Source organism: Phenylobacterium sp., assembly GCF_036402295.1.
Lineage (GTDB): Bacteria > Pseudomonadota > Alphaproteobacteria > Caulobacterales > Caulobacteraceae > Phenylobacterium.
The window spans coordinates 1-2,438 of sequence record NZ_DASWTE010000386.1 but is presented as its reverse complement, the minus strand read 5'-3'; the positions used below and the strand labels follow the sequence as shown (position 1 = coordinate 2,438).

3 protein-coding genes are annotated in these 2,438 nt (G+C 71.1%); 1 reads left to right on the top strand and 2 read right to left on the bottom strand.

The genetic code is table 11. From position 1 onward, the window contains the following. Window positions 1-1,541, bottom strand: a 1,541-nt coding sequence (locus VGD44_RS22590) for a TonB-dependent receptor (RefSeq protein ID WP_331090637.1), incomplete at its 3' end; no start/stop codon positions are given. 104 nt (window positions 1,542-1,645) lie between these two features. Here VGD44_RS22590 and VGD44_RS22585 point away from each other — a divergent pair. Next, window positions 1,646-2,128 (top strand): Fur family transcriptional regulator, encoded by a 483-nt coding sequence (locus VGD44_RS22585; RefSeq protein WP_331090636.1) that lies wholly within the window; start codon window positions 1,646-1,648, stop codon window positions 2,126-2,128. A gap of 34 nt (window positions 2,129-2,162) precedes the next feature. Here the strand turns inward: VGD44_RS22585 and VGD44_RS22580 are convergent. Further along, a partial coding sequence (locus tag VGD44_RS22580) for an RcnB family protein (RefSeq protein WP_331090635.1) occupies window positions 2,163-2,438 on the bottom strand: 276 nt, incomplete at its 5' end.

The window sequence follows — 2,438 nt, the reverse complement described above, 5'->3', positions numbered from 1 at the left end:
GACTCGTCGTCAACCTCGCCGTTGGGGATCAGGTCGATGAAGTTGTCGTAGTCGGCGTAGAAGGCGTGCGCGTCGAGGGTCAAGGGGCCGCGCTCGTAGTGCAGGCTGGCGTCGGCCGAGTACGTGACTTCCTTGTCGAGGGCCGGATCGCCGCTCTCGAAGGCGCCGGTGGCCGGGTGGGCGCCGAACGACGAGAGCTCCTCTTCGGTCAGGCCGCGGCTGGTGCGCGAGAGCGCCAGGCCCAGGAACAGGCCTTCGGTCGGCCGCAGGAAGCCGGCGATCGAGGCCGAGATGTTGGTGAAGTCGCGGTCGGCGCGCTCGTTCCTGATCGAGCGGCTGTCCAGGCGGATCCCGCCTTCCACGCCCCAGGCGCCCTTGTCCAGGCGCTGCAGGGTGAAGACGCCCCACTCGTCGATCTTGGTGGCCGGGATCAGCGCCTCTTCGCCGATCGCGTCGAAGGTGCGGTGCAAGCCCTGGAAGCCCACCGCGCCCTGCCATCCGTCGCGGTCGCGCTGGACCAGCTCGATGCGGCCTTCCTCGCCCTTGGACAGGAAGGTCGTGCCCCGCTCCTCGCCCTCGAACTCGGTGTGCTTGTAGTCGGCGTAGCCGCCGGTGAAACGCACGCTGGAGAACGGGCCCGAGTCGAAGTTCAGCGCGCCGCGCGCGTCGACGCGCGTCTGCTTCAGCTCGATGTGGACCTCTTCCTCGGCGGCGCTGCCGTAGTCGCTGTCGACGTGCTTGACCGCGACGCCGCCCCAGCCCTGCTCGCCCACGTACGAGAGGCCGCCGCCGAAGGCGTCCAGCTTCGTATAGGTGTTGGGCACGTGGGTGCGCTGCCGCGAGGGCTCGGGCAAGCCTAGACTGGCGGCCAGGCGGCGCGACATGGGATCGACCGGGACCTCGTAGTCGTCGGTCCGGCGGTGGACGCCGTCCAGCGTGATCGACAGGCCGTCGCCGACGCCGGCCTTCAGCGCGCCCGAGAGCTGGCGGCCCTCGTCGCCGGTCGAATAGCTGGCCAGCGCGCGGCCATGGACGCCGGACTCGAACTTGGACGGGATGCGCTCGTCGATGACGTTGACGATGCCGCCGATGGCCGATCCGCCGTAGGCCAGGGCCGACGGGCCGCGCAGCACCTCGATGCGCTCGGCCTCCTGCGGGTCGCTGGCCACCTGGTGGTCGGGCGAGAGGCCCGAGGCGTCGATCTGGCCCACCCCGTTGGTCAGCACCTGCACGCGCGGGCCGGCGAGGCCGCGGATCACCGGGCGGCTGGCGCCCGGACCGAAGAACGACGAGCGCACGCCGGGCAGGTGGGCCAGCACGTCGCCGAGGCCGGCGGCGGGCGCGAGGTCCAGCGCGTCGCGCTTCACGACGTTCACGCTGGTGGTCGTGGAGTCGAGCGAGACCACGTAGGGCGCGGCGGTGATCACCACCTCCGAAAGGTCCTTGTGGCCCGGTTCGGCCGCGTCACCCTCGGCGGCGAACGCCGGGGACGCGGCCAGGGCAAGGACGCCGACGGTGGCGAGGAGGAGGTCGCGGGACATGGTGGAGGGGCCTAGCACTTGCGGATTGGCGTCACTGTTATGAAATAACATAACGAGTCGTCAAGCGCGTTGCGAAGACTGGGGATCGGCGATAGCGGAAGGACATGGCCAGCGACTGCCATCACCATGAGCACCACGTGCACCACGGGCTGAAGGGCCCGGCCCTGGGCCAGGCGCTGGGCGCGGCCGAGGACAGGTGCGCGAGCAGCCAGGAGCGCCTCACCGCGCCACGCCGACGCGTCTTGGAACTGCTGCTGGCGGCCGACGCGCCGCTCAAGGCCTACGACCTGATCGCCGCCTTCGGCGAGCACGGCGAACCGGCCAAGCCGCCGACGGTCTACCGGGCGCTGGAGTTCCTGGAGCGGCTGGGCTTCGCGCACCGCATCGAGAGCCTGAACGCCTACGTCCCCTGCCGCATCGAGGGCGGGCACGTGGCGGCCTTCCTGATCTGCGACTGCTGCGGCGAGGCGGCCGAGTTCCAGCCCGACCTGTCCGCGCCGCTGCAGGCGGCCCGCGGCACGGGCTACGCGGTCCGCGCCATCACCCTGGAGGCCCGCGGCCTCTGCGCCGCCTGCCAGGCCGGCTGACGCCGCCTCCCCGCGTAGGAGAGGCGGCGCTCGCTCAGTACCAGAAGATGTTGCGGACGACCTGGACGATGCGCCCGGTGTACTCGTCGATCAGCAGCGCGTCCGGACCGGAGCGCACCCACTCGTAGCCGGGCGGCGGCAGCGGCAGGTCGTAGAGCCACGGGTCGACGATCCAGTAGCCGGGGCCGTACCAGCTGCGCGGGTAGAAGTCGCCGAAGCTCCAGAGGCGCACGTAGAAGCCCGACGGCGGCCGCCATGCATAGCGGTAGCGGTGCGAGCTGAAATAGACCGACGGATAGCGGCCGCGCTC